We start from the raw sequence: 25,739 nt of genomic DNA, 5'->3' as shown, positions 1-25,739 counted from the left end.
GAAAGATGAAGCAGGGGGTCGCGCGCACCGGGGTGGCGGGGCTCCCGAGGCGGGCGTTGCGGGCGCGGGGTGTCCGGCGGATCACCGGGCCACCTCGCGGTGGCCGAGGCGGATCCGGTAGTTGGTCAGAACGTCGACGGCCAGCAGGAAGAACAGCAACATCCCCTGGAACGCCTGGATCGCGGCTGCCGGTATGCCCAGCATGAAGGACGCCAGTTCGCCGCCGATATAGGTCAGCGCCATCAGCAGCCCCGCCAGCGCGATGCCGACCGGGTGCAATCGGCCCAGGAAGGCCACGATGATGGCGGTGAAGCCGTAGCCCACGTTGAAATCGATGCTTATCTGGCCCGCGGGTCCGGTCACTTCGAAAATGCCCGCCAGTCCCGCCAGAGCGCCCGACATGCCCAGGCAGAACACGACCAGGCGGGCGGGGTTCACCCCCGCGAAGCGCGCCGCGCGGGGTGCCTGACCGGCAAGCTTGATGTGAAATCCCGCCAGGTGCCGGTTGAGCAGGATATAGGCGAAAATCACCGCGATAAAGGCCGCGACCACGCCCCAATGCATCCCGGTGCCCGCCACCAGTTCGGGGTTCTTCGCGGCGTCCCACTGGCTGAGGTTGCGCGAGCCCGGAAATCCCCCGCCCTCGGGATTGCGCAGCCGCCCCACCGCCATCGACGCCAGCAGGTTCTCGGCCACATAGACCAGCAGCAGCGACACCAGGATCTCGTTGGTGTTGAACCGCGTCTTCAGGATCGCCGGGATCATCGCCCAGACCCAGCCGCCCAGCGCTCCCGCCAGCACCATGAGCGGAAAGATCGCCCGCGTCTCGGCCGGGTAGAGCGCCAGCCCGACGGCGGCCCCCGTCAGCGCGCCGATGATATACTGCCCCTCGGCCCCGATATTCCAGACGCCCGCCCGGAACCCCAGCGCCAGGCCGGTGGCGATCAGGATCAGCGGCCCGGCCTTCACCAGAAGCTGCGGCCGCGAATAGGCCGCGAATTGCGGATCGAAGAGCGGGTCGTAGAAGATCGTGCGGATCGCGGCCACCGGATCCTTGCCCAGCGCCGCGAACATCAGCCCGCCCGCGATCACCGTCAGCGCCACCGCCAGGAACGGCGTGGCATAGCTCCAGGCCCGCGACGGCGTCGGCCGCTTCTCGAGCCCGATCATCGCGCGGCCTGCTTCATCTTTGTTCTTTCAAATATCCCGGCGCCGTCCCCCGTATCATGGGCGACCTCCAGGTCGTGCGCGCCGCCCAGCATCAGGCCGATCCGCTCGACATCCAGCGATGCGGCCGGGACGGGCGCGCTCAGCCGCCCCTCGTTCAGCGCCGCGAAGCGATCCGAGATCTCCATCAGCTCGTCCAGGTCCTGGCTGATGACGATCACCGCGGCCCCGCCCTGGGCCAGGTCCAGCAGCGCCTGGCGGATCGCGGCCGCGGCGCTGGCGTCGACCCCCCAGGTGGGCTGGTTCACCACCAGGATGTCGGGGGCCTGCAGGATCTCGCGGCCGATGACGAATTTCTGCAGGTTGCCCCCCGACAGCGCGCGGGCCGCCACGGACTCGTTCGGCGTGCGCACATCGAACGCGGCGATGACGTCGCGCGCGAAATGCCGCGCCTTCGACCAGTCGATGAAGCCGCGCCGGGCCAGGCCCTTGCGGATGTGCCCCGACAGCAGCGCGTTTTCGGTCAGCGACATGTCGGGGGCGGCCGCGTGGCCCAGCCGTTCCTCGGGCGCGGCCAAAAGGCCCAGCTTGCGCCGCGCCTCGGGGGCCAGCCGCGACAGGTCGCGCCCTCCCATGCGCACCGACCCGGGCGGCGACAAACGCTCGCCCGACAGCGCCGCCAGCAATTCGTCCTGCCCGTTGCCCGCGACGCCGCCGATCCCCAGCACTTCGCCCTTCGAGAGCGTGAAGCCGATACCGCGCAGAGGCGTGCCGAAGGCGTGGGCGGGCGGCAGCGACAGGTCGGTGACCTCGAGCACGGTTTCGCCCGGCTCATGCGCCGGTCGGGCGGGCGCTGCCAGCGCGCTGCCCACCATCATCTCGGCCAATTCGCTGGCCGAGGCATCGCGCGGGTCGCAGCGCCCGACGACGCGGCCCAGCCGCAGGATCGTCGCCGCGTCGCACAGCGCGCGGATCTCTTCCAGCTTGTGGCTGATATATAGGATCGCCGTGCCCTCGGCCGCGAGCTTGCGCAGGGTGGCGAACAGGATCTCGACCTCCTGCGGGGTCAGCACGCTGGTCGGCTCGTCCATGATAAGCAGGCGCGGCGATTGCAGCAGGCAGCGCACGATTTCCACGCGCTGCCGCTCGCCCGCGCTCAGGTCGCCCACGATCCGGCCGGGATCCAGCGGCAGGCCGTAGTCGCGGCTGACGGTGCGGATCCGCTGGGCCAGGTCGCGCATGGGGGAGGGATCGGACATGCCCAGCGCGATGTTCTCGGCCACGTCCAGCGCGTCGAACAGGCTGAAATGCTGGAACACCATGGCCACGCCCGCGTCGCGCGCCGCCAGCGGGCTGTCCGGAGCATGCGCGTCGCCGTCCAGGATCATGCGTCCCGCATCGGGGCGCACCAGCCCGTAGATCATCTTCACCAAGGTCGATTTTCCCGCGCCATTCTCGCCCAGCAGGGCATGGACCTGCCCCCGGGCGATTTCGAAGGACACATCGTCATTGGCGACCACGCCGGGATAGGCCTTGGTCAGGCCGTGCAGATCCAGAAGCAGGCTCATGCCGAGACCTCCCGTTCGCTTGCCAGGCGGGCCACGACGCCGCGGGCGATCGCGTCGGGATGCTTGCCCAGGCTCTTGTCCCCGATGGGACAGGTGATGGCGCGCGGATCCAGCCCCAGCGCCTCGAGCCTGTTGCGAAACCGCCGCCACTTGGTGTCCGACCCGATCAGCCCGATCCCCGCGGCGCCCCGGTCCAGCAGAGCGGCGCAGAGCGCCAAGTCGATCTCGTGGCTGTAGGTGAAGATCAGGTGCTGCGCGTCCTGGGGCGCGCTTGCCGCCAGCCGCGCCATGTTCCGGGCCACGACCACGTCGACGCGGTCCGGCACGCAGGATGGAAACCGATCGGCCGCATCGTCCACCCAGGTGATCGCGTGGGCGGCGGGCGGGCAGGCGCGCACCACCGCGCGACCCACATGGCCCGCACCCCAGAGCCATAGCGGCCGGGGCGGCCCGCGGTCTTCCGTGACCGGATGCACCACGGGGGGCGAGGTGTCGATCTCGCGCCGGTCGCGCGTGAACAGCAGCGACACCGACCCGCCGCAGCACTGGCCCAGCGCCGGGCCCAGCGGCAGGGTCAGCACGCGCCCGTCGCCGCCCGCATCCAGCAGCGCGCGCGCCTCGGCAATCGCGCGGTGCTCCAGCGCGCCGCCGCCGATGGTCCCGGCAACGTGCGTCGCGCCGACCTGCATGGCCGTGCCCACCTCGCGCGGGCTCGATCCGCGCGCCGCGACGATTTCCACGTATATCACCGGGTCGCTCATCCGCGCGCCCGCCGGATTGCCGCCAGCACCCGCTCGGCCGTCGCAGGCGCGTCCAGGGCAGGATAGTGGGGCCCGCAGGCCGACACCGCGTCCGACAGCGCCATGAGCGTGCTGATCGCCAGCATCAGCGGCGGCTCGCCCACCGCCTTGCTGCGATACACGGTCTCGGCGCGGTTCTCGCCGTCCCACAGCGCCACGTTGAACATCTCGGGCACGTCCGATGCGGCCGGGATCTTGTAGGTCGACGGGGCATGGGTCGTCAGCCGCCCGGCATCGTCCCAGACCAGTTCTTCCGTCGTGAGCCAGCCCACGCCCTGCACGAAGCCGCCCTCGATCTGGCCAATATCCAGCGCGGGGTTCAGCGATCGGCCCGCATCGTGCAGGATATCGACCCGCAGCAGCCTGTTCTCGCCCGTGCGCGTGTCGATCACGACCTCGCTCACCGCCGCGCCATAGGCGAAATAGAAGAACGGCCGCCCGCGTCCCGCGATCCGGTCCCAGGAAATGTCGGGTGTCTTGTAGAAGCCCGTGGCCGACAGGCTGACACGGCCCTGATAGGCCAGCTGCACCGCCTCGGCAAAGCTGTAGGTCGCGTCGCCCGCTTGCACTTTTCCCGCATCGAACCGCACGGAATCGGGGGATGACTGGTGCAAACCCGACAGGTATTCCGCAATCCGGTCCCGAATGGTGTCGCAGGCGGCCATCACGGCCATGCCATTCAGATCCGCCCCCGAAGACGCCGCCGTGGCCGAGGTGTTCGGCACCTTCGCGGTATCGGTCGCGCTGACATGCACGGCATCCACCCCGATCCCGAAGCGATCGGCCGCCACCTGCCGCACCTTCTGGTGCAGCCCCTGGCCCATCTCGGTGCCGCCGTGGTTCATGTGGACCGAGCCGTCCTGGTAGACATGCACCAGCGCGCCCGCCTGGTTCAGATGCGTCAGCGTGAAGGAGATCCCGAACTTCACCGGCGTCAGCGCGATGCCCTTCTTCAGGATCCCATTTTCGGCATTCCACCCGGCCACCGCCGCCCGCCGCGCGTCGTAATCCGCATCGGCGCGCAACCGGTCCACCATCTCGTGCAGGATGAAATCGGTGACCGGCATGTGATAGGGCGTGGTCTGCACGCCCGAGGACTTCGCCACCGGCGCCACCGCCGCGGGAATCTCGCCGGTCGCGGCCCGGCTCGCCACCTCGACATCCCGCGCCGCCGCCGATCCGTCAGACCGGCCCGCTGATTCACCTTTTTCCAAATATCCCTCGGGGGGGCGCGCAGCGCGGGGGGCAGACAGCCCCCCTGCTTGCCCGACATCCCGCGCCGCCGCGTAGAAGTTCACGCGCCGCACCTCCAGCGGGTCGCGGCCCAGCGCGTGGGCGATCTCGTCCATGACCCGCTCGATCCCGAGCATGCCCTGCGGCCCGCCGAAGCCGCGAAAGGCGGTGGCGCTTTGCGTGTTGGTGCGCAGCCGGTGCGACACGATCTCGACATCGGTCAGGTGATAGGCGTTGTCGGCGTGCAGCATCGCCCGATCGGCCACCGGCAGCGACAGGTCCTGTGCCCAGCCGCAGCGCGCGTAGTGGGTGAAGGCGATCCCGCGGATCCTGCCGTTCCCGTCGAAGCCCACGTCGTAGGCGATCCGGAAATCGTGGCGCTTGCCGGTGATGGTCATGTCGTCGTCGCGGTCGTAGCGCATCTTGCACGGGCGGCCCAAAGCCCGGGCCGCGACCGCGCAGGCTACGGCCAGGGCGTTGCCCTGGCTTTCCTTGCCGCCGAAGCCGCCGCCCATGCGCCGCATTTCGACCCGCACGGATGCCATGGGCTGCCCGATGGCATGGGCCACCTTGTGCTGGATCTCGGTCGGGTGCTGGGTCGAGGCGTGCACGACCATGCCGCCGTCCTCCTGCGGCAGGGCAAGGGCGGCCTGGCCTTCCAGGTAGAAATGCTCCTGTCCGCCGATCTCGATCCGGCCGTGCAAGCGATGGGGTGCCGCCTTGATCGCCCGTGCCGCGTCGCCCTTGGCGTAGCGGCGCGGCCCGTCCTCGAACCGGGCATTCGCGGCCAGCGCGTCGTCGATGCCGAGGATCGCGGGCAGCGGATCGATCCCGATCTGGCCCAGCCGCGCCGCCTTGCGCGCCGCAAGGTGACTTTGCGCCACGACCAGGAAGATCGGCTGGCCGACATATTGCACCGTGCCCTCGGCCAGGAGCGGCTCGTCGCCTGCGGCGGGCGAGACGTCGTTGTCGAAGGGCAGATCGGCGGCCGTCAGCACGGCGATGATTCCGGGTGCGGCGCGCACGGCGTCCAGCGCGATTTTGTCCAGGCGCCCATGCGCGTGGTCCGACACTCCGAAGGCCAGGTGCAGGCAGCTGGCGGGCGTCGGGATATCGTCCACGTAGCGCGCAGCCCCGGTCACATGCGCCCGCGCGCTGTCGTGGGGAAGCGGTTTCGCGACGCTCATGCCCGCACGCCCAGCACGTGGGCCGGTGCCGAATTTTCGTCGAAAATTCGCGCGAGCAGACCGCGGGCCGCGTCCAGGCGATACCCGGCCGAGGCCCGCATGTCCGACAGCGGCGCGAAGTCCTGCGCCAGCGCGTCCTGCGCGGCCGTCAGACCGTCCGCGACCAGCGCGGCCTCGGCGGTGCGGGCGCGCTTGGGGATGCCCGCCATTCCGCCGAAGGCCAGCCGCGCCCGGGTGATCCGGCTGCCTGCGCGCTCGATATGGAAGCAGCCGCAAAGCGCCGAGATGTCCTGGTCGAACCGCTTCGAGATCTTGTGGCAGGTCAACGTGCCCGGCCCGCGCGGGATCGTGATCGCTTCGATGAATTCGCCCGGCGCGCGGTCCTGCTTGCCGTAGTCGAGAAAGAAATCTCCCAGCGCGATCTTGCGCCGCGCGTCGCCCAGGCGCAGGTGCAGCTCGGCCCCCAGCGCGATCAGCGCGGGCGGGCTGTCCCCGATGGGCGAGCCGTTGGCGATGTTGCCGCCGACGGTTGCCGCGTTGCGGACCTGCGCCGAGCCGTAGCGGCGCAAAAGCTCGGCGAAGGACGGCCAGAGGGGCGCCACCGCGTCGCGCAGGGCAGCGATGGTGACGCCCGCGCCGATCGTCGCCTGCGTGTCGGTGATCTCGATCCGCCTCAGCGCCGCGATGCCGTTCAGGAAGGCGATTGGCCCCAGGTCGCGGAAATCCTTGGTGACCCACAGGCCCACGTCGGTCGCACCCGCGATCAGGGTGGCATCGGGATGGGCGGCGTACCACGCGGCCAGTTCGTCCAGTTCGGTCGGGCGGACGGCGCTTTCGTCGGGGGGCAGAGGGGGGCCGTCTGCCCCCCGCGCTGCGCGCCCCCCCGAAGGGTATTTGTGGAAAGATGAAGCAGGGGCGTCGCGCATGTGGTCGGGGACCGGCGCGTCTTCGGCCGCCCGCGCGGCGCGCAGGATCGGGGCGTATCCGGTGCAACGGCACAGATTGCCCGCAAGCTGGTCTGCGTGATCGGTGGCGCCGGTCAGGTGGCTGCAGGCCATGGCGGTGACGAAGCCCGGGGTGCAGAAGCCGCATTGCGATCCGTGGTGGTCGATCATCGCCTGCTGGACCGGGTGCAGCGTGCCGTCGGGGGCGGCGATACCTTCGATGGTGCGCACGGACCGGCCGGGAAGCTGGCCCATGAACAGGATGCAGGCGTTCATCGTCATGGGGCCGTCCGAGTCGGTCACGATCACCGTGCAGGCGCCGCAATCGCCTTCGTTGCAGCCCTCCTTGGTGCCGGTCAGGCCGCGGCTTTCGCGCAGCCAGTCCAGCAGGGTGGTGGTGGGCGGGGTGTCCGCTGTCACCGTCTCACCGTTCAGACGGAACGAGAAGTCCATGGGGATTGCCTGCCGCCTTACCGATGCCGGGATCGCGCGTGTTCGATGCGGCGTAGAACTGGCGCGGGCTGTCTGGGCAAAAGGCTAGGCGGCGCGGCACGGAATTGGCAAGGGGCAAATGATCCTCAACCTGCCCAAATGTTGCGCGTGCGGTCGGAGGTGTCGGAGCCGTGGGCTCGGCCGGGCGCGGTGCCTCGATGGCGGACGGGGCGCGATGGGGTCTTCCCGGGGCGGGGCCGTCGGCGTATCACGGACGCCATGGCCGATCCGCGATTCATCCACCTGCGACTGCACACCGAATATTCCCTGCTGGAAGGGGCCATGCGGCTGAAGAAGCTGCCGGGCCTCGTGGCCGGGATGGGGATGCCCGCCGTCGCCGTCACCGACACCGACAACATGTTCGCGGCGCTGGAGTTTTCCGTGGGCGCGCTGGAGGCGGGCGTGCAGCCCATCGTCGGCTGCCAGGTGTCGGTCATGGGGTTCGGCGAAGCCGCGCAGGGCCGCCAACTGCCGCGCCCGGCGCCGCTGGTGCTGCTGGCGCAGTCCGAGGCGGGATACGAGAACCTGATGAAGCTGAACTCGGCGCTCTACCTGCGCGAGGGGGGCGACCTGCCGCATGTGACGGTGGACGATCTGGCGGCCCATGGCGACGGGCTGATCTGCCTGTCGGGCGGGCCGGACGGGCCGGTGGGCCGGCTTTTGCAGCAGGGGGCGCGCGACAAGGCCGAAGCCATGCTGGCGCAGCTGGCGGGGATCTATCCCGGCCGACTTTACGTCGAATTGCAGCGCCATCCCGGCGAGGGCGGCAAGCTGACGGGCGCCGAGCAGGCCACCGAGCGCGGCCACGTGGAAATGGCCTATGCCATGGACCTGCCGCTGGTCGCGACCAACGACGTCTATTTCCCCAAGGCCGACATGTACGAGGCGCATGACGCGCTGATCTGCATCGCCGACGGCGCCTACGTGGACCAGAACGAGCCGCGCCGCCGCCTGACGCCGCAGCATTACCTGAAATCGCCGCGCGAGATGGCGACGCTGTTCGCGGATCTGCCCGAGGCCATCGAGAACACGGTGGAAATCGCGCGGCGCTGCGCCTTCGCCGCCTATCGCCGCGATCCGATCCTGCCGAAATTCGCCGATGACGAGGTGGACGAGCTGCGCCGCCAGGCGGTCGCGGGGCTGAAGGACCGGCTGGCGGTGATCCCGCATGCCGCACCCGTGGAAGACTACGAAAAGCGGCTGGAATTCGAGCTGGGCATCATCGAAGGGATGGGCTTTCCCGGCTATTTCTTGATCGTCGCGGATTTCATCAAGTGGGCCAAGGATCACGACATTCCGGTGGGCCCCGGCCGCGGATCTGGGGCGGGGTCGCTGGTGGCCTATGCGCTGACGATCACCGACCTGGACCCGCTGCGCTATTCGCTGCTGTTCGAGCGGTTCCTGAACCCCGAGCGGGTCAGCATGCCGGACTTCGACATCGACTTCTGCATGGACCGCCGCGAAGAAGTGATCCGCTACGTGCAAGAGAAATACGGCCGCGACCGGGTGGGCCAGATCATCACCTTCGGCGCGCTTCTGTCGAAGGCCGCCGTGCGCGACGTGGGCCGGGTGTTGCAGATGCCCTATGGCCAGGTGGATCGGCTGTCGAAGATGATCCCGGTGGAAGGCGTGAAGCCCGTCAGCATCGAAAAGGCGCTGGCCGACGAGCCACGCCTGCGCGAAGAGGCGCGCAACGAAGAGGTCGTCGCGCGGCTGCTGGATTACGGCCAGCAGGTCGAAGGGCTATTGCGCAACGCGTCCACCCACGCGGCGGGCGTGGTCATCGGCGACCGGCCGCTGGACGCGCTGGTCCCGCTCTATCGCGACCCGAAATCCGACATGCCCGCCACCCAGTTCAACATGAAATGGGTCGAGCAGGCGGGGCTGGTGAAGTTCGACTTCCTGGGCCTGAAGACGCTGACGGTGATCCAGAACGCCGTGGACCTGATCAACCAGACGCGGCCGATCCATATGGCGCCGGACGGGTCCGAGCTGTACCAGCCCGCGCAAGGGACCGAGAACCAGATCAACCTGATCCCGCTGGACGACCCCAAAAGCTACGCGCTTTACGCCCGCGCGAAGACGGTCGCGGTGTTCCAAGTGGAAAGCACCGGCATGATGGACGCGCTGCGGCGCATGAAGCCCACCTGCATCGAGGATATCGTGGCGCTGGTGGCGCTCTACCGTCCCGGCCCCATGGAAAACATCCCGAAATATTGCGAGGTGAAGAACGGCCTTTCCGAACGCGACACGCTGCACCCGTCGGTCGATCACATCCTGGACGAGACGCAAGGCATCATCGTCTACCAGGAACAGGTGATGCAGATCGCGCAGGAAATGGCGGGATATTCGCTTGGCGGCGCCGACCTGCTGCGCCGCGCCATGGGCAAGAAGATCCAGGCCGCCATGGACGCCGAGAAGCCGAAATTTCTGGCCGGTGCCGCGAAGAACGGCGTCGACAAGAAGACCGCGAACGAGACCTGGGCGCTCTTGGACAAGTTCGCCAATTACGGCTTCAACAAGTCCCACGCGGCGGCCTACGCGGTGGTCAGCTACCAGACCGCGTGGCTGAAGGCGAACCACCCGGTTGAGTTCATGGCCGGCGTGATGAACTGCGACATCCACCTGACCGACAAGCTGGCCGTCTATGCCGAGGAAGTGCGCCGGGGGCTCGAGATCGAGATCGTGCCGCCTTGCGTGAATCGGTCCGCGGCGGCGTTTTCGGTCAGCGAGGGCCGCGTGGTCTATGGGCTGGGCGCGCTGAAGAACGTGGGGCTCGAGGCGATGCAGCTGATCGTGGCGGGTCGCACCGGAGGTGCGCAGAACAATGAAGACGGCAAGCCCTTCGCGACGCTCTTTGATCTGGCGCGGCGGGTGGACCTGAAGCGCGTGGGCAAGCGGCCCATGGAAATGCTGGCCCGCGCCGGGGCCTTCGACCAGCTCGACCCGAACCGGCGGCGGGTGTTCGACAGCCTGGACGCGCTGGTGGCCTATTCGGCGGCGATCCATGACCAGAAGGCCAGCAACCAGGTGTCGCTGTTCGGCGAGGCCGGCGACGATCTGCCCGAGCCGCGTCTGGCGCCCTGCGACGACTGGCTGCCCGCCGAGCGGCTGGCCGAAGAGCACAAGGCCATCGGCTTCTACCTGTCGGGCCACCCGCTGGACGACTACATGCCCGCATTGAAGCGCAAGGGCGTGATGACGCTCGAGGCGCTGGCGCGCGAGGCCCAGGGCGGGCCCAAGGTCGCCAAGATCGCGGCGACGGTGTCGGGGCGGCAAGAGCGCAAATCGGCCAAGGGCAACCGCTTTGCCTTCGTGCAGGCCAGCGATCCCACCGGGCTGTTCGAGGCGATGGTATTCTCGGACACGCTGGAATCGTCGCGCGACCTGCTGGAGGCGGGGTCCAACGTGCTGATGCAGGTGGAAGCGACGGTCGAGGCCGAGCAGTTGAAGCTGCTCTGCCGCTCGGTCGTGCCCATCGACACGGCGGTGGAAGAGGCGGGCGGCGGCGGTCTGCGCGTCTTCGTCGAGGCCGAGGAAGCGGTGGGGCTGGTGGCGTCGATCCTGGAGCGCGCGGCGTCCGAGGCCAAGATCCGCGGACGCGGACCGGTCAGCCTGTGCCTGATGGATCCGGACCTGCCGGGCGAGGTCGAGGTCAGCCTGGGCGACGCCTTCCCGGTCAACCCGCAGATCAAGGGCGCGCTGAAATCGCTGGCGGGCGTGGTCACGGTCGAAGACATCTGACGCGCCCGCTGCGGGGTGGTCGGCGGCCAGGCGGGACGGCCCGCCCGGACAGCGCCGACCCCGATCGGGCGCGTCACCAGTGCGGCGGGCGCTCGTCGCCCAGCGGCACCACGCCGCCTTCGCCGTATTCGCGGCCTGCCTCGCGCTCCATCAGCATCTGCACGCGCCGCTCGAGCAGCGCGATGCGCTCGGCCTGGTCGCGCACGATATCCGACAGCTCGTCATTGGCGCGCAACAAGTGGGCCAGGCGTTCTTCGATCCGTGTCGTCTCCATGCCCTCGCGCCTAGCACATGGCGCGCCGCGGGGCCATCGCTTGCGCGGGGGGCGGGGCTGGGCTAGACGGGCCGCGTCTGAAGCACACCCCCGGAACCCCATGGCCAAGCAGAAAAAACAGCCCCGCCCCAAGGCCGTGACGCCCAAGGGCTTCCGCGACTATCGCGGGGTCGAGGTCACGCGGCGGGCAGACATGCTGGCCAAGATCGCCCGGATCTATCACCTGTATGGCTTCGACGCGCTGGAAACCTCGGCCGTCGAGACGGTCGAGGCGCTGGGCAAGTTCCTGCCCGACGTGGACCGCCCCAATGACGGGGTTTTCGCATGGGAAGAAGACGGCGACTGGCTGGCGCTGCGCTATGATTTGACCGCGCCGCTGGCGCGCGTCGCGGCGCAGTATCGCAACGATCTGCCGTCGCCCTACCGGCGCTATCAGGTGGGCCCGGTCTGGCGGAACGAAAAGCCCGGGCCGGGACGATTTCGCCAGTTCTATCAATGCGATGCGGATACGGTGGGATCGGCGTCCATGGCCGCCGACGCCGAGATCTGCGCCATGCTGTCGGACGTGTTCGAGGAATTGGGCCTCGGCGGCGACTACATCATCCGCGTGAATAACCGTAAGATCCTGGACGGCGTGATGGAGGTCGCGGGCATCGCGCCCGACGACGAACGCACCCGCGGCATCGTCCTGCGCGCCATCGACAAGCTGGACCGTCTGGGCGAGGACGGCGTCCGCGCGCTGCTCGGCGAGGGGCGCAAGGACGAGAGCGGGGATTTCACGAAGGGCGCGGGGCTGTCGGACGCGCAGATCGAAAGGTTGATGAGCTTCGTAGGTGCAAACAGGCTTATCAACGAGACTGTTGAGCAGGAAAAATCTGCACTAACGGATCGCGATGATATCAGCCCGAACGAGACTTCGCTTGCCTATCTCGCAGACATTGTTTCCGGGTCCGAAACGGGCCGCGCGGGAGTGGACGAGTTGCGCCAGATCGCCGACCTGCTCGCCGCTCAAGGCTACGGACCCGACCGCATCGTCATCGACCCCTCGGTGGTGCGCGGCCTCGGCTACTATACCGGCCCGGTTTACGAGGCCGAGCTGACCTTCGAGATCACCGACGAAAAGGGGCGCCCGCGCCAGTTCGGCAGCGTGGCGGGCGGCGGGCGTTACGACGACCTGGTGAAGCGCTTCACCGGGCAGGAAGTGCCCGCGACGGGGATCTCCATCGGGGTCGACCGTCTGCTGGCCGCGCTCGAGGCGAAGGGCCGCTTCGACGGGGTCGAAGACGGTCCCGTGGTCGTCACCGTGATGGATAAGTCGCGCATCGCGGACTACCAGAAGATGGTCACCGACTTGCGCAAATCGAACATTCGCGCCGAGCTCTACCTGGGAAATCCCAAGAATTTCGGCAACCAGTTGAAGTATTGCGACAAACGCGGCGCGCCCTTCGCCATCATCCAGGGCGACGACGAGGCCGCCCGCGACGTGGTGCAGGTCAAGGATCTGAAGCTGGGTGCGCGGCTCGCCTCGGAACTTAGCCACGAGGAATGGCGCGACCAGCCCGCCCAGTTCGAAGTCCCCCGCGCGGACATGGTGGCCGAGATCGCGAAGCGGTTGGGATGAGCGACGCGCCCGACAAGCGGGCCGAGCGCGCCTGCGCCGAAGACCTGCTGACCGCGTTCCTGGCCGCGGGCGCCGAGCGGGTCGAGCCCGACATCCTGCTGCCCGCCGACACGCTGCTGGACCTCTACGGCGAGGACATCCGCGCCCGCGCCTTCGTCACCCAGGGGCCCGACGGGGGCGAGGCGATGCTGCGTCCCGATTTCACCGTGCCGATCGTGCAGCGCCACATGGCCACCCGTGCCGATCCCGCGCGCTACGCCTATGCGGGCGAGATCTTCCGCCGCCAGACCCGCGCCGACCGCTCGGCGGAATACCTGCAGGCCGGGTTCGAGCTGTTCGGCGGCGTGCCCGCGGATGCCGATGCCGAGGTCTTCGCGCTGATCCAGGCGGTGCTGGCGCCGCTGTCGCCCCGGGTGGCGACGGGCGATCTGGGCGTGCTGACGGCGCTGGTGAGGGGGTTCGAGACGTCCGAACGCCGCCGCGCGGCGCTGATGCGGCATATCTGGCGGCCCGCGCGCTTCGCGGCGCTGCTCGACCGCTTTTCGGGCCGCACGCCGGTATCGCCCGCCCGCGCCGCCCTGCTGGCCGAAAGCGACCCGATGGCCGAGGCGGGCGCCGAGATCGGGCTGCGCTCGCGCGCCGAGGTCGAGGCCCGCATCGCCGCCCTGCGCGCCGACGCGGCCGAGCCGCCGCTGTCGAAGGCGCAGGTCGATGCGATCGGCGCGCTGCTTGCGCTGGACATGCCCAGCCCGGCGGCCCTGGTGCAGCTTTACGACATCGCGTCCGAGATGCCGGGGATCGCGGATGCGGTGGACGGCGTGGCGCGGCGCCTGGACGCGCTGGTCAAGCACGGCATCGACGTCTCGGCGCTGCCCTTCGACGGTGCGCTGGGACGCGGCACGATGGAATATTACGACGGCTTCGTCTTCACTTTCCGGCTGGCCGGGCGCGATGACTTGCCGCCGCTGGCCACCGGGGGGCGCTACGACGCGCTGACGCGCGCCCTGGGTGGCGGGGCCGACATGCGCGCGGTCGGCGGCGTGATCCGGCCCGCGGTGATGCTGGCGGGGGACGCGCCATGCTGAAGATCGGGGTGCCGTCCAAGGGGCGGCTGATGGAAGACACGTTCCGGTGGTTCGGCGAACGCGGCGTCGAGATGCAGAAGATCGAGGACCGCGAATACGCGGGCCGGATCGACGGCATCGACGGGGTCGAGATGGTGCTGCTTTCGGCGGGCGAGATCCCGCGCGAGCTGGCGGCGGGGCGCATCCACCTGGGCGTCACCGGCTCGGACCTGGTGCGCGAGAACCTGGCCGCCTGGGACACCCGGGTCGAGCCGCTGGCGCCCATGGGGTTCGGTCATGCCGACCTGGTGATCGCGGTGCCGCAGCTCTGGGTGGACGTGGACACGCTCGACGATCTGGACGCCGTCTGCGCCGCGTTCCGCGCGCGCCACGGGCACCGGCTGAGGATCGCCACCAAGTACCACCGGCTGATGCGCGACTACCTGCGCCAGCACGGCGTGGCAGACTACCAGCTTGTCGACAGCCAGGGTGCCACGGAAGGCACGGTCCGGAACGCCACCGCCGAAGCCATCGCCGACATCACGTCGACGGGGGCCACGCTGCGCGCCAACCATCTGAAGATGCTGTCCGACGGTCCGGTCCACGCCAGCCAGGCGACGCTGTTCCGCGCCCGCGCCGCCGCGTGGGACGACGCCGCGCGGGCGACGCTGGCCCGGCTGAGCGCGCAGCTGGGACTGGCCTGACCGGATCGCGCGGCGCAGGGCGGGGGCGCCGGACGGCGCCCGCTCAGAACCACTGGCCGGGCTCCATCAGCCCCAGGTCCAGAAGCTGCTGCGAATCCCATTCGAATGGCGCCGAGTTGTGCCACTTGAAGTTCCTGACCGCGCGGCGCGATCCCGCGTTGCGCCGCAGCGCCTTGGCCGCGCGGAACGAGCAGATCGTCGCCGTCACGTTGTGGTGCCACGGACAGGCATAGGTGTTGTATTCGGGATCGCTGAAGGTGTGATCGGCGCACAGGCGCAGCCCCGGCTTGGCGCGGAACAGCCCGATCCGGTCGATGCGGCGACTGTCCTCGGGGACGTGCTCTTCGAACCGCCAGCGCAGGCCGCCGTAGAAATTCAGCTGCCGCTCCATCGGGTAGTCGTGATTGTCGGGATCGGGCCGCGCCAGCGCGTAATAGCCCGACCGGTCCAGGTGCGCGTGGGCGCGGGACACCGCGTCGGGGAAGGCGTCGGTATCGGCGGCGTAAAGGTCGATCACGTAAGTGAGCATCGCGTCGCGCCGTTCCTCGGCGTGGAAGGCCAGCAATTCGCCGACGCTGCGCGTCTCGCAGAACGGGTAGAACAGGTATTCGGCGTTGTAGCAGTAATGCATCCACACGCCCGGGGCCTTGTCGATCACCGCGTTCACGGCGTCGGTGGTGGCCGCGCGCCCGCCCGGGGTCCAGCTGACCCGGATCAGCCCGTCGGGCGGATCGGCGGGCGCAAGGGCGTCGGGCGCGAACATCACGATCCGGGCGAAGCGCACGGTCCGAAGCCGGTCGAGCGTGCTGTCGAGTTCGGTCGCGTCCTCGGCCAGCAGGATGGCCACGGGGCCGGGGCCCAGATCGATCTGGGCCGCGCGAAAGGCGTCGATATTGTGGAAGCGGGACATGCTGCTTCGCGTTTTGCCGCCCCCCGCCTTCCGATGCAAGCGTTGCGGGCCCGCGTCGCCTGCGGTATGGACCGTCGCGCATCCAGACCCCGCCACGAAAGCGACGCCCATGTCCGCCCCCCGCAAGCTGTTCATCAAGACCTATGGCTGCCAGATGAACGTCTATGACAGCGAGCGCATGGCCGAAGCGCTGGCCCCCCGGGGCTATGTCCAGACCGACAGCGCGGACGATGCCGACATGATCGTCCTCAACACCTGCCACATCCGCGAGAAGGCGGCCGAAAAGGTCTATTCCGAGCTGGGACGCTTCCGGGCCCTGAAGGACGCCAATCCCGACCTGAAGATCGGCGTGGCGGGCTGCGTGGCGCAGGCCGAGGGCGAAGAGATCATGCGTCGCCAGCCGCTGGTGGACCTGGTGGTGGGGCCGCAAAGCTATCACCGGCTGCCCGCGCTGGAAGCGAAGGCGCGCGCGGGCCGGAAGGCGCTCGACACCGATTTTCCCGAAGAGGACAAGTTCGGCGATCTGCCCGCCCGGCCCAAGGCGCGCCGCGCGCCGTCGGCGTTTCTGACGGTGCAGGAAGGCTGCGACAAGTTCTGCGCCTTTTGCGTCGTGCCCTACACCCGCGGCGCCGAGATGTCCCGCCCGGCCGCGCGCGTCCTGTCCGAGGCCCGCGACCTGGTCGAGCGCGGTGTGCGCGAAATCACGTTGCTGGGCCAGAACGTCAACGCCTATCACGGGCACCCGGGCGGGCTGGCGGGCCTGATCCGCGAGTTGGCTGCCATCGACGGGCTCGCGCGGATCCGGTTCACCACGTCGCATCCCAACGACATGGACGACGCGCTGATCGCGGCCCATGGCGAGGTCGAGAAGCTGATGCCCTACCTGCACCTGCCGGTGCAGTCCGGCAGCGACCGGGTGCTGAAGGCCATGAACCGCAAGCACTCCGCCGAAAGCTATGTCCGCCTGATCGAACGCATCCGCGCGGCGCGCCCCGATATCCTGCTGTCGGGCGATTTCATCGTCGGCTTCCCCGGCGAGACGGAGGCGGATTTCCAGCAGACCCTGGCGCTGGTCGAGGCCGTGGAATACGGCCAGTGCTACAGCTTCAAGTATTCGCCCCGCCCCGGCACCCCCGCCGCCGAGCGCGCCCACGTGGACGAGGCCGTGAAGGATGATCGGCTGCAACGGCTCCAGGCGCTTCTGAAGCGCCAGCAGCGCGCGGTGCAGGACCGGATGGTGGGCCGCACGGTCAGCGTGCTGTTCGAGAAGCCGGGCCGCGAGGCGGGGCAGATGGTCGGCAAGTCGGATCACCTGCATTCGGTCTTCGTGGATGCGCCGCAGGTCGCCGTGGGCGATCTGCGCGCGGTTCGGATCACCGCCAGCGCGCCCAACTCGCTGGCCGGAACGCTGGTCTGACGCCAGCGCGATTTGCGGCGGGCGGGGCGTCCGCGGGCCCGCCGAACCCATGCGCAGCCTGACCAGATGGCGCGACACAAAATCTGCATTGTTTCCGTAGCGGAAACACCATCGGCGGTATTCTGCCTTCACAAGTCTTTGAAAACGGGTATGGTTTTTTCCAAGATTTGGGGATGTCGAACGGTGCTGCCCGGTTTCGGCGATGATATCGGAAGGAGTCGTGCTGTGAAGCTCACTTTGTCAAACATGGGCCGCGCGGCGCTGATGGCGGCCGTTGCCGCCACGGCCACGCTGAGCGCGCCGCTCGAGGCCCGCGCCCAGCAACGTGCGGTGGGCACGATCTGGATCGACCCCGACGGCTGCGAGCACTGGGTGCGCGACGACGGCTGGGAAGGCTACGCGTCTAACCGGCTGACCCGCAAGGGCACGCCGGTCTGCCACAAGGTGGAAACCTGCGGCGTGATGAACTCGGACGTGCTTTTCGCCACCGATAGCGCGCGGCTGGGCCGCCAGGGCCGCCAGATGGTCGCCAACTTCTTCCAGCAATCGGGCAGCCGCGCCTACACGATCATCGGCCACACCGACAGCCGCGCGTCCGACAGCTACAACCTGCGCCTGAGCTACAACCGCGCCAACGCGGTGGCAAAGGTCGCGGCCAGCGTCGGCGCCCGCATCAACGATATCCGCGGATATGGCGAACGTCGCCCCGCCGCGTCCAACCAGACCGCCGCCGGCATGCAGAAGAACCGCCGCGTCGAAATCCTTTGCATCCGGTGACACACATGAAAAAGCTGCCACTCCTTCTGATCGGTGCCGCGCTGGCCGTCGCGGCCTGCGGCAACAAGGGCGACCAGACCATCGACCGCGGCTTCGACAGCAAGAACCTGCGGAACCTGACCAAGACGCCCGGCATCTGGGTCGACGGGGATGGCTGCGAGCACTGGGCCATCGACGACGGCATCGAAGGCTACCAGACCAACCGCCTGGATCGTGACGGCAAGCCCATCTGCGGCCTGCTGCCGCCCTTTACGCTGAACGGCCCGGACCGCGTGGGCTCGCGCGTGCCCGATCCCATCTGATCACTGCCCGATTGGCAGGCGAAGACCGCGCGGCAGGGATGCCGCGCGGTCGTTTTCATCAAATCTTCATGGTCCGGCCTGCGTCCAGCCCTTGCGCTTGGGATGCAATGCCCCCACCATATGAGTGGTAGAGATTGCCATTCCCGGAGGTTTGTTTGGCCCTTCCCACAAGTCCCGCCCCGACCGACGACCTGAGCCTGGCCGAACGCCCGACCGAAACCCACCTGGAATTCCCCGACAACCGCCTGTTGATCGACCTTTGCGGCCAGTTCGACGCCAACCTGGCGCGCATCGAGCAGGCGCTCGAGGTGCAGATCGTGCGGCGGGGCAACCAGCTTGTCGTGATGGGCGAAGCGGGATCCCTGGCGCGCGCCGCCGAGGTGCTCGAGGGCCTTTACCACCGGCTTGAGGCCGGCAAGGCCGTCGAGCCCGGCGATATCGACAGCGCGATCCGGATGGGATTTTCCGACGCCGACGAGCCGCCGCGCGCCACCGACCAGATCGAGATGTTCACGGCGGGCGATGTCGAGATCAAGACCCGCAAGAAACTGGTCGAGCCGCGCACCGAGGCGCAGAAGGCCTATGTCCGCTCGCTTTTCGCCCATGAACTGGCCTTCGGCATCGGCCCGGCGGGCACCGGCAAGACGTACCTGGCCGTGGCGGTGGGCGTGAATATGTTCATCAACGGCATGGTGGACCGCATCATCCTGAGCCGCCCGGCCGTCGAGGCGGGCGAGCGTCTGGGCTTTCTGCCCGGCGACATGAAGGACAAGGTCGACCCCTACATGCAGCCGCTCTACGACGCGCTGAACGACTTCCTGCCCGGCAAGATGGTCGCCAAGCTGATCGAGGAAAAGCGCATCGAGATCGCGCCGCTCGCCTTCATGCGCGGACGCACGCTCAGCAACGCCTTCGTGGTGCTGGACGAGGCGCAGAACGCCACCGGCATGCAGATGAAGATGTTCCTGACGCGGCTCGGCGAAGGCTCGCGCATGGTCATCACCGGCGACCGCACCCAGATCGACTTGCCGCGCGGTCAGGTGTCGGGCCTGTCGGATGCCGAGCGGCTTCTGAAGACGATCCCGAAGATCAGCTTCAACTATTTCACGTCGAAGGATGTCGTCCGCCACCCGCTGGTGGCCGCCATCATCGAGGCCTACGAGGCCGATGGCTGAAACCGCCCCCCTGGTCGACGTCACGATCGAGGATATCCGCTGGTCGGCGCTGGACATCGACGCGCTGGCGACGAATGCCTGCGCGGCCACGCTGGACCATCTGGGCCTGGGCCTGGAGTGGGAAATCGCGCTTCTGGCCTGCGACGACGCGCGGATCGCGGTCCTGAACCAGGATTTCAGGCAGAAATCCGCGCCCACCAACGTGCTGTCATGGCCGTCCGAAGAGCGTGGCGCGGACATCGCCGGGACCGCGCCGCGTGCCCCCGATCCGTCCGATCCCGAGCTGGGCGACATTGCCATCGCCTATGACACCTGCGCGGCCGAGGCGCGCGCCGCGGACGTGCCGCTGGCCGATCACGCGACGCACCTGATCGTTCACGGTTTGCTGCATCTTCTGGGCTATGACCACGAGCGCGACGCCGATGGCGACCTGATGGAACGATGCGAGACGCAGATCCTTGCGCAGATGGGGCTTTCCGATCCATATGCGCGTCAGCCAACACACTTGGAAAGGTGAAATGACCCACGACCCATCGGGCCCCGATCAGGTCCCCGCCCAAGCCGACGACGAGGACAGTCCCGACAGGGGCTTTTTCGGCCGCATCTTCGACGCCTTCACCCCCACCGAGGGCGAAGAGGAAGAGGACGCGGATAACGGGGCACGCCCCACGCGACTGCCGCCCGGCCTGCTGAATCTGCGGCGGATGCGGGTCGAGGACGTGTCGATCCCGTCGATCGAAATCGTGTCGGTCCCCGTCGATATCGAATGGGACGCGCTGGTCCAGGTCTTCAAGGACAGCGGAATGACCCGTCTGCCGGTCTATGAGGGCACGCTCGATTCGCCCATCGGCCTGGTGCACCTGAAGGATTTCGCGCTGCGCCACGGGTTCGGCAGCCAGGCGACCTACGACCTGCGCGCCATGTTGCGACCGCTGATCTACGCGCCGCCGTCGATGCCGATCGGCGTGCTGCTGCAGAAGATGCAGCAGGACCGGATGCACATGGCGCTGGTGATCGACGAATATGGCGGCGTGGATGGGCTGGTCACGATCGAGGATCTGATCGAGCAGGTCCTGGGCCAGATCGAGGACGAGCACGACACCGAGGAAGACCAGTACTGGACCGTGGAAAAGGGCGGCTCGTACCTGGCGCAGGCCAAGACGCCGCTGGACGATTTCGAGGAAGAGATCGGGATGCGCCTGGTCGATCCCGAGGAAGAGGAAGAAGTGGACACGCTGGGCGGCCTGGTGGTGCTGCTGACGGGGCGCGTGCCCACGCGCGGCGAAGTCGTTCCGCACCCGGCAGGCCCCGAATTCGAGATCGTGGACGCCGATCCGCGCCGCTTGAAGCGATTGCGCGTGCGGGTCCCGGATGTCGACGCGGGCTGAACCGCGGGGCCGCTTCGCACTGTGTCTGGCCGCGTTCGGCGGGGGGCTGGCGGGACTGGGGCAGGCTCCAGTCTCGATCGTGCCGGTCGCCCTTCTGGGCCTCGCGTTCGCGGCGTGGCTGTGCCGCACGGCGCCGTCGGCGCGCGCCGCGGCCTGGCGCGGCTTCTGGGCGGGGACCGGCTATTTCGCCGTCACCCTGCACTGGATCGTCGAGCCCTTCCTGGTCGATGTGGCCCGCCACGGCTGGATGGCGCCCTTCGCGCTGGTCTTCATGGCGACGGGCTTCGCGCTGTTCTGGGCGCTGGCCTTCTGGGTCGCGCGGCGCATGGGGCGCGGCTGGCGCTTCGCGGTCGGCTTCGGGCTGAGCATCGCCGCCGTCGAACTGGTCCGCAGCTACGTTCTGACGGGCTTTCCCTGGGCGTTGCTGGGCTATGTCTGGACCGAAAATCCGGGCGCGTGGCTTGCGGCCTGGATCGGACCGCACGGTCTGACGCTGCTGACGGCACTGCTGGTGGGCGGGCTGGCCCTGGCCGCGCGGATCTGGGTCATGGCGCTGGGCGCGGTGGCGGTCTGGGGCGGCGTGACGCTGGCGGGCCTGGTGCTGCCCGAAGGCGACGCGCTGGCGCGGATCGGGGACGATCCGGTCGTCCGCCTGGTCCAGCCCAACGCGCGGCAGGATCAGAAATGGGATCCCGACTTCGCGCTGGCCTTTTTCGACCGGCAACTGGACTTCACCCGCGCGGGCGACGCGCCGGACCTGGTGATCTGGCCCGAGACGGCGATCCCCTACCTGCTGCAAGAGGGGCATCCGGCGCTCGACCGGATCGCATCGGCGGCGCGGGGCGTGCCGGTCATCCTCGGCGCGCAGCGGGTGGACGGATTGCGCGCCTTCAACAGCCTGGTCGTGCTGCAGCCCGACGGCCGGATCGGGGCGCTTTACGACAAGCATCACTTGGTCCCCTTCGGCGAATACATGCCCTTCGGGCAGGTCACGCGGCTGATCGGCCTGCGCAGCTTCGCCGCGCGCGACGGCTACGGCTACAGCGCCGGTCCTGGGCCGCGCGTGCTCGAGCTGGGCGAACTCGGGCGGGTGCTGCCGCTGATCTGTTACGAGGCGATCTTTCCCCAGGATGTCAGCGTGCCCGGCAGCCGTCCCGACTGGCTGCTGCAGATCACCAACGACGCCTGGTTCGGCACCTTCGCCGGGCCGCAACAGCACCTGGCGCAGGCCCGGATGCGCGCCATCGAGCAGGGGTTGCCGATGATCCGGGTGGCCAATACCGGCATCTCGGCGGTGATCGACCGGCGGGGCAGGGTGCTCGAGCAGCTGGGGTTGGGCCAGGCCGGGTATTTCGACACCGGCATCCCGGCCGCGGGGCCGATGACGCCCTATGCCTTCACCGGCGACTGGCCCGTCGCCGCGCTGGTGCTGCTGGGACTGGCGGGCCTTGGCGCGGCCGCGGGACGGGGCGTGCGCCAAGGCGCTTGAATATCGGGCTGTTTCCCCGTAGGCCCGGAAAAACCGGCGCGCAACGGCTTCCTGACGTGCGTCGAGACAGCTTGCATCGGAGCATTTCATGGCACGCCAGAACTATATCTTCACCTCGGAATCCGTGTCCGAGGGACATCCCGACAAGGTCTGCGACCGCATTTCGGACGCGGTTCTGGACGCCTTCCTGACCGAAGAACCCGAGGCGCGCGTCGCCGCCGAGACCTTCGCCACCACCAACCGCGTGGTGATCGGCGGCGAGGTGGGGCTGTCGGACAAGGGCAAGCTCGACGAATACCTGGGCCGGATCGAAGGCATCGCGCGCGAGTGCATCCGCGACATCGGCTACGAGCAGGACAAGTTCCACTGGGAAACCTGCAAGATCACCAACCTGCTGCACGCCCAGTCCGCGCATATCGCCCAAGGGGTTGATGCCGACGGCAACAAGGACGAAGGCGCGGGCGACCAGGGCATCATGTTCGGCTACGCCGTGGACGACACGCCGGAATTGATGCCCGCCCCGATCCATTTCGCGCACCGGATACTGAAGCGGTTGGCCGAGGTGCGCAAGGACGGCACCGAGCCCACGCTGGGACCGGACGCGAAATCGCAGCTGTCGCTGCGCTACGAGAACGGCAAGCCGGTCGAGGTGACGCAGATCGTGCTGTCGACCCAGCACAAGCACGAGACGCAGACCAGCGACGACATCCGCGCCATCGTCGAGCCCTATATCCGCGAAGTTCTGCCCGAGGGCTGGATCACCGACGCGACCGAATGGTGGGTGAACCCCACTGGCATCTTCGTGATCGGCGGACCCGACGGGGATGCGGGGCTGACCGGCCGCAAGATCATCGTCGACACCTATGGCGGCGCGGCGCCGCACGGGGGCGGCGCGTTCTCGGGCAAGGATCCCACCAAGGTGGACCGCTCGGCCGCGTATGCCGCGCGCTACTTGGCCAAGAACGTTGTGGCCAGCGGCATGGCGAAACGCTGCGCGATCCAGCTGAGCTATGCCATCGGCGTGGCGAAGCCCTTGTCGATCTATGCCGACACCTACGACACCGGCGAGGTGTCCGAAGAGGCGATCGAGAAAGCCTGCTATGCCTGCATGGACCTGACGCCGCGCGGCATCCGCGAGCATCTGCAGCTCAACCGCCCCATCTTCCAGCGCACAGCGGCTTACGGTCATTTCGGCCGCGCGCCCGAGGCGGATGGCGGGTTCTCGTGGGAAAAGACCGACCTGGCCGACACGCTGAAGCGCGCCGTCTAGGCCCCGTCGGCCGGGCACCCGCAGGGGCGCCCGGCGCGGATCAGGTCGGGAACCCGGCCTCGACGATCAGCGTGCGCAGGCGCAGGTTCAGCGCGTGCAGCGATTCGGTCGCGGCCCTGACCTTGTCGGTCGCGTCCGCGTCGATGCGCATTTCCTGCCCGATCTTCACTTCCTTGCGCCGGTCGGCGATGCGCATCAGGATCGACGACGCCTGGCCGCTTTGGCTGTCGAAGGCGTAGATGCAGTGGTTCAGCCGGTTGCGCAGCGGCGCCTGCCGCGCCAGGTCACCGGTCGCCGCGAGCAGCTTGTCGCGCAGCTCGGGCGCCACACTGTCCTGCTTGGCCAGCCGGTCCACCAGGTCGATCCGCGCGCGCGTGGTGTTGAGCGTCAGGAACACGATCGTCGCGGCATCCTTCGACGTCCCGAGAAGCCCGGCGATCAGGTGGATCAGCAGGCTCTCGGTGTTCGAAAACGAGTAGTTCAGATGCCCAAGCGCGGTCAGGAAGGTCGAGAATTCGGCGTCGTATTGCGCCGGGGCGGTCATCCTTGTGTCATCATCAATTGCTGTGCGGCCTGGGTCCGATTGCGCACGCCGAGCTTCTTGATGATGTGATGCATGTGCAGCTTCACGGTGTGCTCGGACACTTCCAGCGCGTGGGCGATGGTCTTGTTCTGGGCACCCTTCGCCGCCAGCGCCAACACCTCGGATTCGCGGTCGGTCAGTTTCGACAGGCAGCGCGGCTTGCGTGCGACACCTTCATCGGCCTTCAGCGAGGCCGCGACAGGCACATAGGTGGTGCCCATCATCGCCAGCTTCAGGATCGACAGCCAGACATCCAGTCGCACGTCCAGCGGCACAAGGCTGACGGGTGTCTTCCAGCCGCCCGCGCGCATATCGCGGAATGCCTCGCACATGTCGCGCTCTCGATTGAAGCAGGCCAGGATGGCCGCATCGGGATAATCACGCTGCACCCGCTCCACTTCGGCCCTGAGGCACGACAGGTAGTCGGGACCGAGCAGCACCGCGCGCACGGGACCTTCCACGTCCTCGGGCTCGGGATTTCGCAACAGCATCATGTCGTTGAAAGCGTGCTCGACGGACGAAAGCAGCGTGTCGCTGAAGTGCACGGAAGACCCTTTGAAAATCATGAATTCCACGGCAGTATTTCCCCCAAAAATTTCTTTTACGTCTTCTTCCTCTTGCAACCTGCCGCGCCGCCATCGTGACCGAAGGCGCCGGGGCGGACCTGTACCGGCCCCCCTGATGAAATGAATCGGGTGGGACCGAAGAGTTGCGAGTTCCCTGGATAATGCCAGGACGCTCTCGCAATTAGATTTGTATCAATTCAATCGAAAAAATTAGCTGAGCCCCCCAATTGGACTAGACCCATACTATACCCGCTCGGAGGGTTCGGAGTGAACTGATCTTTCGATTAGTGCTCCGTTGACTCGGGCATTCGCACGGGGTTTCGAAAAACGGTATAGATTACAGTTGCCTGTAGGTCCTTAGCGCCATGGTTGCGCAGGGGTGGGGCACTACCGCATGAGGTGTTTCCAAGGGGTCGAAGGACGGTGTGAACGCCGCGGTTCCGGGCTTCCACGGCGCGGGGCCCGAATCACCTCTCCGGCGGGGACAGGATTCGCGGAATGTGTGCGGCCGCGACGCGAATCGCCAATTTTCATGGAGGTTGGGGCCATTCCGAGCCCCTTCAGCCACGCGCGGGTCGGGGCGCCGCGCCCCGTTCCGGCGCCTCGGGACCACGCACAGCACCCACCCTTATGGCTAGGTCGGCGCGGCAAAAGGTTGAGATTTCGTTAACCGAATATCCGAGTGGAAAGGTTGAGCCGTTTTGATGGCTTCTGGTTCTGCGGGGATGACCCCGTCATTTCGAAACGCACTTCGTATCCCGTTGGTAGATGACGCACGGGAGCGCGGTGCCCAATTCTAGGAGAACACCGATGTCAGGATCTGGTAGACACGGACACTATTACGGTTGGGGCCACGGATCGCAGGACCAGGACCAGGACCAGGGTCAGGGCCAAGGTCAGCTTCAGGCCGAGCTTCAGGCGCAGCTTCAGGCTGAGCTGCAGGAGCAGGGCCAGGATCAAGGCCAGGATCAAGGCCAGGGCCAAGGTCAGGATCAGGGTCAGGACCAGGGCCAAGGCCAGGGTCAGGAACAGTCCCAGACCAGCGAGCAATCGTCTGAGAACCT

22 protein-coding genes are annotated in these 25,739 nt (G+C 68.1%); 12 read left to right on the top strand and 10 right to left on the bottom strand.

What is annotated here, in order from left to right:
- Positions 1–81: 81 nt before the first annotated feature.
- From ILP92_RS06370 to xdhA, 5 genes are read right to left on the bottom strand one after another with little or no spacing between them, the layout of a single operon-like run.
- On the bottom strand, positions 82–1,170 hold the full coding sequence (locus ILP92_RS06370; protein WP_198915543.1) for an ABC transporter permease: 1,089 nt from the start codon (positions 1,168–1,170) through the stop codon (positions 82–84).
- Complete coding sequence (locus ILP92_RS06365; protein ID WP_198915542.1) at positions 1,167–2,735, bottom strand: ABC transporter ATP-binding protein; 1,569 nt, start codon at positions 2,733–2,735, stop codon at positions 1,167–1,169. Before ILP92_RS06365 ends, ILP92_RS06370 begins: the two co-directional genes overlap by 4 nt.
- Positions 2,732–3,496 carry a xanthine dehydrogenase accessory protein XdhC gene (xdhC, locus tag ILP92_RS06360; RefSeq protein ID WP_198915541.1) on the bottom strand — a complete coding sequence of 255 codons (765 nt, stop codon included), beginning with the start codon at positions 3,494–3,496 and terminating at the stop codon, positions 2,732–2,734. The genes ILP92_RS06365 and xdhC overlap by 4 nt, the downstream gene beginning before the upstream one ends.
- On the bottom strand, positions 3,493–5,955 hold the full coding sequence (locus ILP92_RS06355; protein ID WP_198915540.1) for a xanthine dehydrogenase molybdopterin binding subunit: 2,463 nt from the start codon (positions 5,953–5,955) through the stop codon (positions 3,493–3,495). The genes xdhC and ILP92_RS06355 overlap by 4 nt, the downstream gene beginning before the upstream one ends.
- Positions 5,952–7,352: a xanthine dehydrogenase small subunit gene (gene xdhA / locus ILP92_RS06350; protein ID WP_198915539.1), complete on the bottom strand. Its 1,401-nt coding sequence runs from the start codon at positions 7,350–7,352 to the stop codon at positions 5,952–5,954. Before xdhA ends, ILP92_RS06355 begins: the two co-directional genes overlap by 4 nt.
- A 258-nt stretch (positions 7,353–7,610) precedes the next feature.
- Between xdhA and dnaE the strand changes: the two genes are divergently transcribed.
- A complete protein-coding gene (gene dnaE, locus ILP92_RS06345; RefSeq protein WP_198915538.1) occupies positions 7,611–11,135 on the top strand; it encodes a DNA polymerase III subunit alpha in 3,525 nt (1,174 codons plus the stop codon).
- Positions 11,136–11,208: 73 nt separating this feature from the next.
- Here the strand turns inward: dnaE and ILP92_RS06340 are convergent, their stop codons facing one another.
- Positions 11,209–11,409 carry a SlyX family protein gene (locus tag ILP92_RS06340; protein WP_198915537.1) on the bottom strand — a complete coding sequence of 67 codons (201 nt, stop codon included), beginning with the start codon at positions 11,407–11,409 and terminating at the stop codon, positions 11,209–11,211.
- A 100-nt stretch (positions 11,410–11,509) separates the two neighbouring features.
- Between ILP92_RS06340 and hisS the strand changes: the two genes are divergently transcribed.
- From hisS to hisG, 3 genes are read left to right on the top strand one after another with little or no spacing between them, the layout of a single operon-like run.
- Positions 11,510–13,030, top strand: coding sequence for a histidine--tRNA ligase (hisS, locus tag ILP92_RS06335; RefSeq protein WP_198915536.1), 1,521 nt, complete (start codon positions 11,510–11,512; stop codon positions 13,028–13,030).
- Positions 13,027–14,115: an ATP phosphoribosyltransferase regulatory subunit gene (locus ILP92_RS06330; RefSeq protein ID WP_198915535.1), complete on the top strand. Its 1,089-nt coding sequence runs from the start codon at positions 13,027–13,029 to the stop codon at positions 14,113–14,115. Before hisS ends, ILP92_RS06330 begins: the two co-directional genes overlap by 4 nt.
- A complete protein-coding gene (gene hisG / locus ILP92_RS06325; protein WP_198915534.1) occupies positions 14,109–14,798 on the top strand; it encodes an ATP phosphoribosyltransferase in 690 nt (229 codons plus the stop codon). Before ILP92_RS06330 ends, hisG begins: the two co-directional genes overlap by 7 nt.
- Positions 14,799–14,841: 43 nt before the next feature.
- Here the strand turns inward: hisG and ILP92_RS06320 are convergent, their stop codons facing one another.
- The gene (locus ILP92_RS06320) at positions 14,842–15,708 is read right to left on the bottom strand and encodes a hypothetical protein (protein ID WP_198915533.1); all 867 of its coding nucleotides are present in this window, start codon (positions 15,706–15,708) and stop codon (positions 14,842–14,844) included.
- Between the two features lie 109 nt (positions 15,709–15,817).
- Between ILP92_RS06320 and miaB the strand changes: the two genes are divergently transcribed.
- From miaB to metK, 8 genes are all read left to right on the top strand, one after another.
- Entirely contained in the window at positions 15,818–17,125 is a 1,308-nt protein-coding gene (gene miaB, locus ILP92_RS06315) for a tRNA (N6-isopentenyl adenosine(37)-C2)-methylthiotransferase MiaB (RefSeq protein ID WP_198915532.1), read from the top strand.
- Between the two features lie 264 nt (positions 17,126–17,389).
- On the top strand, positions 17,390–17,902 hold the full coding sequence (locus ILP92_RS06310) for an OmpA family protein (RefSeq protein ID WP_235971202.1): 513 nt from the start codon (positions 17,390–17,392) through the stop codon (positions 17,900–17,902).
- A gap of 5 nt (positions 17,903–17,907) precedes the next feature.
- On the top strand, positions 17,908–18,204 hold the full coding sequence (locus tag ILP92_RS06305) for a lipoprotein (RefSeq protein ID WP_198915531.1): 297 nt from the start codon (positions 17,908–17,910) through the stop codon (positions 18,202–18,204).
- A gap of 197 nt (positions 18,205–18,401) precedes the next feature.
- Entirely contained in the window at positions 18,402–19,379 is a 978-nt protein-coding gene (locus tag ILP92_RS06300; RefSeq protein ID WP_438361550.1) for a PhoH family protein, read from the top strand.
- On the top strand, positions 19,372–19,896 hold the full coding sequence (gene ybeY, locus ILP92_RS06295; RefSeq protein WP_198915530.1) for an rRNA maturation RNase YbeY: 525 nt from the start codon (positions 19,372–19,374) through the stop codon (positions 19,894–19,896). The genes ILP92_RS06300 and ybeY overlap by 8 nt, the downstream gene beginning before the upstream one ends.
- A 1-nt stretch (position 19,897) precedes the next feature.
- Positions 19,898–20,767 (top strand): transporter associated domain-containing protein, encoded by an 870-nt coding sequence (locus ILP92_RS06290; protein ID WP_198915529.1) that lies wholly within the window; start codon positions 19,898–19,900, stop codon positions 20,765–20,767.
- Positions 20,751–22,256, top strand: coding sequence for an apolipoprotein N-acyltransferase (lnt, locus tag ILP92_RS06285; protein ID WP_198915528.1), 1,506 nt, complete (start codon positions 20,751–20,753; stop codon positions 22,254–22,256). The genes ILP92_RS06290 and lnt overlap by 17 nt, the downstream gene beginning before the upstream one ends.
- 88 nt (positions 22,257–22,344) lie before the next feature.
- Positions 22,345–23,526 carry a methionine adenosyltransferase gene (gene metK / locus ILP92_RS06280; protein ID WP_198915527.1) on the top strand — a complete coding sequence of 394 codons (1,182 nt, stop codon included), beginning with the start codon at positions 22,345–22,347 and terminating at the stop codon, positions 23,524–23,526.
- A gap of 40 nt (positions 23,527–23,566) precedes the next feature.
- On the opposite strand, the gene ILP92_RS06275 is transcribed toward metK, so the two are convergent.
- From ILP92_RS06275 to ILP92_RS06265, 3 genes are all read right to left on the bottom strand, one after another.
- Positions 23,567–24,070 (bottom strand): hypothetical protein, encoded by a 504-nt coding sequence (locus ILP92_RS06275; RefSeq protein ID WP_198915526.1) that lies wholly within the window; start codon positions 24,068–24,070, stop codon positions 23,567–23,569.
- Positions 24,067–24,654, bottom strand: coding sequence for a helix-turn-helix transcriptional regulator (locus tag ILP92_RS18825; RefSeq protein ID WP_198915525.1), 588 nt, complete (start codon positions 24,652–24,654; stop codon positions 24,067–24,069). The genes ILP92_RS06275 and ILP92_RS18825 overlap by 4 nt, the downstream gene beginning before the upstream one ends.
- 834 nt (positions 24,655–25,488) lie before the next feature.
- A partial coding sequence (locus ILP92_RS06265) for a hypothetical protein (protein WP_198915524.1) occupies positions 25,489–25,739 on the bottom strand: 251 nt, incomplete at its 5' end.

Origin of the sequence: Palleronia pontilimi (genome assembly GCF_016412875.1) — a bacterium.
Classification (GTDB): domain Bacteria; phylum Pseudomonadota; class Alphaproteobacteria; order Rhodobacterales; family Rhodobacteraceae; genus Palleronia; species Palleronia pontilimi.
Note: the sequence above shows the minus strand (reverse complement) of the source record. Positions and strands in the feature narration are given on the sequence as shown.

Coding starts and splice junctions, on each gene's coding strand:
- ILP92_RS06370 (WP_198915543.1), bottom strand. CDS start 1,170: ATGATCGGGCTCGAGAAGCGGCCGACGCCGTCGCGGGCCTGGAGCTAT.
- ILP92_RS06365 (WP_198915542.1), bottom strand. CDS start 2,735: ATGAGCCTGCTTCTGGATCTGCACGGCCTGACCAAGGCCTATCCCGGC.
- xdhC (WP_198915541.1), bottom strand. CDS start 3,496: ATGAGCGACCCGGTGATATACGTGGAAATCGTCGCGGCGCGCGGATCG.
- ILP92_RS06355 (WP_198915540.1), bottom strand. CDS start 5,955: ATGAGCGTCGCGAAACCGCTTCCCCACGACAGCGCGCGGGCGCATGTG.
- xdhA (WP_198915539.1), bottom strand. CDS start 7,352: ATGGACTTCTCGTTCCGTCTGAACGGTGAGACGGTGACAGCGGACACC.
- dnaE (WP_198915538.1), top strand. CDS start 7,611: ATGGCCGATCCGCGATTCATCCACCTGCGACTGCACACCGAATATTCC.
- ILP92_RS06340 (WP_198915537.1), bottom strand. CDS start 11,409: ATGGAGACGACACGGATCGAAGAACGCCTGGCCCACTTGTTGCGCGCC.
- hisS (WP_198915536.1), top strand. CDS start 11,510: ATGGCCAAGCAGAAAAAACAGCCCCGCCCCAAGGCCGTGACGCCCAAG.
- ILP92_RS06330 (WP_198915535.1), top strand. CDS start 13,027: ATGAGCGACGCGCCCGACAAGCGGGCCGAGCGCGCCTGCGCCGAAGAC.
- hisG (WP_198915534.1), top strand. CDS start 14,109: ATGCTGAAGATCGGGGTGCCGTCCAAGGGGCGGCTGATGGAAGACACG.
- ILP92_RS06320 (WP_198915533.1), bottom strand. CDS start 15,708: ATGTCCCGCTTCCACAATATCGACGCCTTTCGCGCGGCCCAGATCGAT.
- miaB (WP_198915532.1), top strand. CDS start 15,818: ATGTCCGCCCCCCGCAAGCTGTTCATCAAGACCTATGGCTGCCAGATG.
- ILP92_RS06310 (WP_235971202.1), top strand. CDS start 17,390: ATGGCGGCCGTTGCCGCCACGGCCACGCTGAGCGCGCCGCTCGAGGCC.
- ILP92_RS06305 (WP_198915531.1), top strand. CDS start 17,908: ATGAAAAAGCTGCCACTCCTTCTGATCGGTGCCGCGCTGGCCGTCGCG.
- ybeY (WP_198915530.1), top strand. CDS start 19,372: ATGGCTGAAACCGCCCCCCTGGTCGACGTCACGATCGAGGATATCCGC.
- ILP92_RS06290 (WP_198915529.1), top strand. CDS start 19,898: ATGACCCACGACCCATCGGGCCCCGATCAGGTCCCCGCCCAAGCCGAC.
- lnt (WP_198915528.1), top strand. CDS start 20,751: ATGTCGACGCGGGCTGAACCGCGGGGCCGCTTCGCACTGTGTCTGGCC.
- metK (WP_198915527.1), top strand. CDS start 22,345: ATGGCACGCCAGAACTATATCTTCACCTCGGAATCCGTGTCCGAGGGA.
- ILP92_RS06275 (WP_198915526.1), bottom strand. CDS start 24,070: ATGACCGCCCCGGCGCAATACGACGCCGAATTCTCGACCTTCCTGACC.